Origin of the sequence: Dietzia sp. B19, from assembly GCF_014145155.1 — a bacterium.
GTDB lineage: Bacteria > Actinomycetota > Actinomycetes > Mycobacteriales > Mycobacteriaceae > Dietzia > Dietzia natronolimnaea.
Genome location: NZ_JAALED010000293.1, coordinates 1 through 6,251, shown reverse-complemented (window position 1 = coordinate 6,251; position 6,251 = coordinate 1). Strand labels below are relative to the sequence as shown.

The 6,251-nt window shown below is 70.5% G+C and carries 7 protein-coding genes; 1 reads left to right on the top strand and 6 read right to left on the bottom strand.

The window, feature by feature from the left end:
- Positions 1-83: 83 nt before the first annotated feature.
- From rfbD to G6020_RS09140, 5 genes are all read right to left on the bottom strand, one after another.
- Complete coding sequence (gene rfbD / locus G6020_RS09160; RefSeq protein WP_241730450.1) at positions 84-1,022, bottom strand: dTDP-4-dehydrorhamnose reductase; 939 nt, start codon at positions 1,020-1,022, stop codon at positions 84-86.
- A 119-nt stretch (positions 1,023-1,141) separates the two neighbouring features.
- Positions 1,142-2,023, bottom strand: a complete 882-nt coding sequence (gene rfbA, locus G6020_RS09155) for a glucose-1-phosphate thymidylyltransferase RfbA (protein ID WP_182610400.1) — start codon at positions 2,021-2,023, stop codon at positions 1,142-1,144.
- Positions 2,020-3,048, bottom strand: a complete 1,029-nt coding sequence (gene rfbB, locus G6020_RS09150) for a dTDP-glucose 4,6-dehydratase (protein ID WP_182610399.1) — start codon at positions 3,046-3,048, stop codon at positions 2,020-2,022. The genes rfbA and rfbB overlap by 4 nt, the downstream gene beginning before the upstream one ends.
- 10 nt (positions 3,049-3,058) lie before the next feature.
- Entirely contained in the window at positions 3,059-4,153 is a 1,095-nt protein-coding gene (locus G6020_RS09145) for a YihY/virulence factor BrkB family protein (protein ID WP_182610398.1), read from the bottom strand.
- 138 nt (positions 4,154-4,291) lie between these two features.
- A complete protein-coding gene (locus G6020_RS09140) occupies positions 4,292-5,368 on the bottom strand; it encodes a YihY/virulence factor BrkB family protein (RefSeq protein ID WP_182610397.1) in 1,077 nt (358 codons plus the stop codon).
- Positions 5,369-5,533: 165 nt separating this feature from the next.
- Between G6020_RS09140 and G6020_RS09135 the strand changes: the two genes are divergently transcribed.
- The gene (locus G6020_RS09135; RefSeq protein WP_182610396.1) at positions 5,534-5,929 is read left to right on the top strand and encodes a hypothetical protein; all 396 of its coding nucleotides are present in this window, start codon (positions 5,534-5,536) and stop codon (positions 5,927-5,929) included.
- 21 nt (positions 5,930-5,950) lie between these two features.
- Here the strand turns inward: G6020_RS09135 and G6020_RS09130 are convergent.
- Positions 5,951-6,251, bottom strand: a 301-nt coding sequence (locus G6020_RS09130; RefSeq protein WP_277815261.1) for an inositol monophosphatase family protein, incomplete at its 5' end; no start/stop codon positions are given.

Genomic DNA, 6,251 nt, shown 5'->3' with positions numbered 1-6,251 from the left:
CGATCGCACCTGCCGCGAGGGCCGCGCGGCGGAGGCGTGGACCGAAGCGCGGATGGGTCATGCGCGCAGGGTTGCCGGTCGCCTCACCGGTCACCTCCGCCGCGCGCGACCCGTGCGTGTTCGGCGATGGCGCTGGTGAGGTCGGCCCGCCAGTCCGGTAGCGGTGAGAGTCCCGCCGCCTGCCATGAGGTATCGGACAGCACGGAGAACGCCGGCCTCGGTGCCGGGCGTGGGAACTCGTCCGAACGGCAGGGACGGACCCGGTCCGGATCGGCGCCGTACCGGCTGAACACCTCGCGGGCGAGCTCCCACCACGTCGCGCGCCCGCCTCCGGCCCCGTGCAGGGTGAGCCCTCGGGTGTCGACCCGACCGGCCCTCTCGGCGGCCAGCATCTCCAGCAGACCGCCGGCGAGGGCCTGCGTATAGGTGGGCGAGCCCCACTGGTCGTCGACCACGTTGAGCGTGTCTCGCTCGCGCTCCAGTCGGACCATGGTGGCCACGAAGTCGCTGCCGGACAGGCCGAGGGACTCGCGTTGCGGGCCGGTGTAGAGCCACGCGGTGCGGATGACGGTCGCTTCCGGGTGCGAAGCCAGCACAGCCCGCTCCCCCGCCAGCTTGGTCCGCCCGTACGCCGTGGTGGGGGCGGTCGGGTCCGTGGGCTCGAGCGCCGGAGCGGTGGCCGGGTCACCTCCTCCGGGGATCTCGCCGGAGAAGACGTAGTCAGTACTGATGTGGACCATCCGGATTCCGCGCTCCCGGCACGCTGCGGCGAGCTCCTCGGCGCCGACGGTGTTGATCGCCCGGGCCCCCGCCTCGTCGGCTTCGGCGCCGTCGACATCGGTGTACGCGGCCGCGTTGATCACCACCTCCGGCGAGAAGCGGTCCAGGGCGGCGGACATCGACGCAGGATCGGTGATGTCCAGTTCGTCACGGCCCGGGGCGTCGGCCACCCCGGAGAGCGCGTGCCCGAGCTGCCCGCCTCCGCCGGTGACGAGGACCCGCGGCAGCCCGGCGGGGCGCAAGGGCTCGCCCGCCCCCTCTGCAGCCGCTCCCCCCTCTGCACTCCCGCGTGCACCGCTGCTCAGGCGTGCGTGCATCGGGGGGGGCGGCTGTGCAGGCTGATCGTCCGGATGGCCGCCGCTCACCACTGCCGACCCTTTTCGCGGCGGAGCACGTCGAGCAGGTAGGCCCCGTACCCCGATTTCCTGAGGTCGTGGGCGCGGTCGGTGAGCTCGTCGTCGTCGAGATACCCCATCCGCCACGCCACCTCCTCCGGGCAGCCGATCTTCAGGCCCTGCCGGTCCTCGATGGTCCGGACGTAGTTGCCCGCGTCGAGCAGAGAGTCGTGGGTGCCGGTGTCCAGCCAGGCGGTTCCACGCGGGAGCACCTCGACCTGTAGGCGGCCGGCCTCGAGATAGTGCCGGTTGACGTCGGTGATCTCGTATTCCCCGCGCGGCGACTTCTCGAGGTTCCGCGCCACCTCCACCACGTCGGCGCTGTAGAAGTAGAGCCCCGGGACGGCGAAGTCGGAGGACGGGTTCTCGGGCTTCTCCTCGAGGCTGATCGCGCGGCCGGCGGCGTCGAAGTCGATCACCCCGTAGTCGCCCGGGTTGGACACGCGGTAGGCGAACACGGCGCCGCCGTCGAGGTCGGCGAACCGTCGCAGCTGCGCTCCCATCCCGGGGCCGTAGAAGATGTTGTCGCCCAGGATCAGCGCCACCGGGTCGTCACCGATGTGGTCCGCACCCAGGACGAACGCCTGGGCCAGGCCCTCGGGGGCGGCCTGCTCGACGTAGCTCAGGGTGATGCCGAACTGGCTGCCGTCGCCCAGGAGCCGCCGGAACTGCGGCGCGTCCTCGGGCGTGGTGATGAGCAGGATGTCGCGGATGCCCGCCAGCATGAGCGTGGACAGCGGGTAGTAGATCATCGGCTTGTCGTAGACCGGCATGAGTTGCTTGCTGGTGGCCAGAGTGAGGGGGCGCAGACGGGTGCCGCTGCCGCCGGCCAGGACGATGCCCTTCACAGCATCTTCTCCGTCCGGGCGTACTTCGCCTCGACGCTCTCCTTGACCGGCTCCCACCAGTCGCGGTTCTCGCGGTACCACTCGATGGTCTGGGCCAGCCCGTCCCGCAGGTTCGTGTGCTGCGGCTCCCACCCGAGCTCCTCGCGGGTGGCGGTGGCGTCGATCGCGTAGCGCAGGTCGTGGCCGGGGCGGTCGGTGACGTGGTCGAAGCCGGGGTCGCCGTCGGTGGCGGTGGCGCCCATCAGCTCGCAGATCATCTGCATGACCTGCAGGTTGGAGTGCTCGCCGTCGGCGCCGACGAGGTAGGTCCGCCCGAGCTCACCTCGTGCCAGGATCCGCAGGACCGCCGAGTTGTGGTCGTCGACGTGGATCCAGTCCCGGACATTGGCACCACTGCCGTAGAGGCGGGGGCGCTGCCCGGTGAGAAGGTTGGTGATCTGCCGCGGGATGAACTTCTCGATGTGCTGGAACGGGCCGTAGTTGTTGGAGCAGTTGCTGATCGTGGCGCGGACACCGAAGCTGCGGACCCACGCGCGCACCAACATGTCCGCGCCCGCCTTGGTGGCCGAGTACGGGCTCGACGGGTTGTACGCGGTGGCCGGGGTGAACCTGTCCGGATCGTCCAGCTGGAGGTCGCCGTAGACCTCGTCGGTCGAGACGTGGTGCAGGCGCACGTCGTGGCCGCGGCAGGCCTCGAGCACGGCGTAGGTGCCCACGATGTTGGAGTGCACGAACGGCCACGGGGTGGCGAGCGAGTTGTCGTTGTGGCTCTCGGCGGCGAAGTGCACCACCGCGTCGTCAGGCCCCGTGAGCTGCGCGACGAGCCGGTCGGTGACGGCGGGGTCCGCGCAGTCGGCCTCCACCAGCTCGACCCGATCCGACGGGAATCCGGCCAGACTCGCGCGATTGGCGGCGTAGGTCATGGCGTCCAGCACGGTGACGTGGGCGTGGGGGTGCTCACGGACCACGGTGTGGACGAAGTTGGCGCCGATGAACCCGGCTCCCCCGGTGACGACGAGGCGCATGCGGCCAACCCTACCGTCGTGGAGGTGCCGCCTCGGCCGTCTCCCCGGCCTCGGCATCCGCGTCACCGGCCGCCACGTCATCAGCGGAGGTGTCGTCGTCGACGGGGGCCGGATCCCGGCGCAGTTCCCGGTAGTCGGCGAGCATCGTGGCCCGCCGGCGCGCGAAGAAGTCACTGGCCGTCGTGTCGCGCGGGGTCACCTGCACCGTCTCCTCGGCCGGGATGCCGGCCCGGAGTTGGCGGATACGCAGCACCTCGGTGTCCAGCCGCGCGCCGTAGAGCACGGCCATGTTGACCAACCACAACCACAACAGGAACACGATGATCCCCGCCAGCGATCCGTACGAGCGGTTGAAGTTGCCGAAGTTGGAGACGAAGAAGCCGAAACCGGCGGTGGCGACACCGATGATGAGTAGGGCCGCCGCCGCACCCAGCGAGACCCAGTGGAATTTGCGTCCGGCCACGTTGGGAGCGAACCGGTAGAGGATCGCCAACGCGAGGATGGCGGAGATCAGGGCCCCCGGCCACTTGGCCACACTCCACACGGCCAACGCCGTCTCGCCGAGGCCGATCCACCCACCCACGGTCTCGGCGATGGGGCCAGTGAACACCAGCGCCAGGCCCCCGACGGCCACGAGGACGATGAGCAACGCCGTGAGCAGCAGGCCGACGGGCAGCAGCCGCCACGGCGGCCGTCCCTCCTCCACTCCGAGTATGAGGTTCATCGCGCGACCGAGCGCCCAGACATAGCGGGACGCGGTCCACAGCGCGATGGTCGCGCCCACCACCAGCGCCGTCCCGGCGGCCTGCGTGGTGACGACGGCCTCGACGGGGCCGCGGATCGGATCCAGAACCTCCGGCGGGGCGATATCGGAGAGCATCTCCATGAGGGCGTCCACGGTCCTGGCCCCCTGCCCGAACACGCCGAGCAGCGAGACCACCACCAGGAGCGCGGGAAACAGCGAGAGCACTCCGTAGAAGGTGAGCGCCCCCGCCTGGTCGGGACCCCGGTCGCGGAAGAACTCACCCACCGAGCGTTCGAGGACCAGGCGGACGGTGCGCAGGCGTCGTCGCGCGGTCGACGTGGTCCCGCCGGAAGTGGTCATCCCCCGATTGTGGCTGTTCGACCGCGCGTGGCGCCTCCCGCCGCGCCCACAGACTGATCACAGATCGCCCACAGTAAGGGCTGCGCCAGACTGATCAGCGCCCGGCGCTCAGCCTGTGGGCAGAGCCCGGCGCTCGTCTCAATGGGGGTGACGCGCCTGCTCCGCCTGGGCCTCGCGGCGGACGTCGGCGGCGTCGTCGATGGTCTTCTGCCGCTTCTCCTCGGCCTTGTCACTGGCGGTGGTGTCGCGCGGCGGGAGCTGGATGGTCTCCTCGGCGTGCAGTCCGGCCTGCAGCTCGCGGGCCCGCTCCACCTCGGCGTCGACCTCGGCCCCGAACAGCAGCGCGTTGTTGGTGATCCAGAGCCAGAGCAGGAAGATGATCACGCCGGCCAGCGATCCGTACGTGGCGTTGTAGCTCGAGAAGTTGGACACGTAGAACACGAACCCCGCCGTGGCGACCGCCCAGACCACCAACGCCACGATCGCGCCGACGGAGACCCACCGGAACTTGGGTTGCTTGACGTTGGGCGAGAACCCGTAGAGCACGGCCAGGATCACGACGACGACGAGGACCAGCACCGGCCACTTGGCGATGCCCCACACGGTCACGGCGGTCTCGCCGAGGCCCACGAGGTCACCCACCCAGGCGGCGATCGGGCCGCTGACGACCAGCATGAGCCCGGCCAGGCAGACCAGGAGCAGAAGGACCGCGGTCAGCACGATCATGGCGGGCTTGAGCTTCCAGAAGGGGCGCCCCTCCTCGACCTCGTAGATGCGGTTCATGGCCCGCCCGAAGGCGCCCACGTAGCCGGACGCCGTCCACAGCGCGCCCAGCAGACCTGTGATGAGGGCGAGTCCGGCGGCCGGGGTGTTGACCAACGAGTCGATGGGCCCCCGCAGAGCCGCGAGTGTCTCCTCCGGGGCAGCACCCTCGAACAGCTCCATCACGGCGTTGACGGTCTCCTGGCCCTGACCGAACACGCCGAGCAGGGACACCACCGCCAGCAGCGCCGGGAAGATCGAGAGCACCGCGAAGTACGTCAGCGCGGCGGCCAGGTCCGTGCATTTGTCCTTGGAGAACTCGGCGGCGGCACGCGTGAGGCCGATCTTCCAGGTCCCGGCCTTCAGTGAGGTCGGCGAGTCGGGCTTCCCCGAATCCGGGTCGGCGTCCGGGTCGGGCTTGTCGGTGATGTCGCGGCTGCTGTTCGGGCTCATGGAAATGACTGTCCCACCGGAGGCCCGCTCGCGCATCCTGTGGGGTCGATCTCCCCGGGGCGGAATCAGGCATCATGTGCGTTACCCTCCTGGGTGTCACATCACCAAAGAGTCACTTCACCTGTGTCGCAGCACTCGCGACCCCGACCCCCACAGGAGCACCCCATGAGCCTGCCCAACGCCATCCTCCGCGGAGTCACCGGCGCGTTCGTCCTCAACTCGGGACTGTCCAAGCGCAACCTGCCCACCGAGGCGGCCCAGGGCCTACAGGGATTCGCCGCCACCGGCGTCCCGCAGGTCACCAAGCTGGAGCCGGACACGTTCGGCAAGTTCGTCGCCTACTCCGAGATCGGGATCGGCGCGGCACTGCTCACGCCCGTGGTCTCGCCGCGCCTCGCGGGCGCCGCGCTCGGCACCTTCTCCGCCGGCCTGCTGGCGATGTACTTCCGCAACCCCTCGATGACCGAGTCCGACGGCATCCGCCCCTCCCAGGAGGGCATGAGCCTGGCCAAGGACGCGTTCATGGCCGCCATTGCCGGAGCCCTGGTCACGAGCAGGTGATCCGCCCCGGGGCCTGACCCCTCAGGCCGAGGCGATGGCCTCCAGGATCGCCTCGGCCAGGTCCGCGCGGCACACCACAAGATCCGGCAGGTAGGTCTCGGCCACGTTGTACTCCAACGGGGAACCGTCCACGCGCACCGCGACGAACCCCCTGGCCAGGGCCACCCCGGCCGGTGCGGCCGAGTCCCACTGGTACTGGCCACCGGCGTGGATGTAGGCGTCCGCCTCCCCGCGCACCACGGCCGCGGCCTTGGCCCCGGCCGAACCGAGTGGCACCAGGTCCCCGCCGACGGACTCGGCCACCGCCTCGGCGAACGCCGGC

Bases quoted from the DNA above. Each gene is read 5' to 3' on its own strand.
- rfbB (WP_182610399.1), bottom strand. From the start codon at position 3,048: ATGCGCCTCGTCGTCACCGGGGGAGCCGGGTTCATCGGCGCCAACTTC.
- G6020_RS09140 (WP_182610397.1), bottom strand. From the start codon at position 5,368: ATGAGCCCGAACAGCAGCCGCGACATCACCGACAAGCCCGACCCGGAC.
- G6020_RS09135 (WP_182610396.1), top strand. From the start codon at position 5,534: ATGAGCCTGCCCAACGCCATCCTCCGCGGAGTCACCGGCGCGTTCGTC.
- G6020_RS09145 (WP_182610398.1), bottom strand. From the start codon at position 4,153: ATGACCACTTCCGGCGGGACCACGTCGACCGCGCGACGACGCCTGCGC.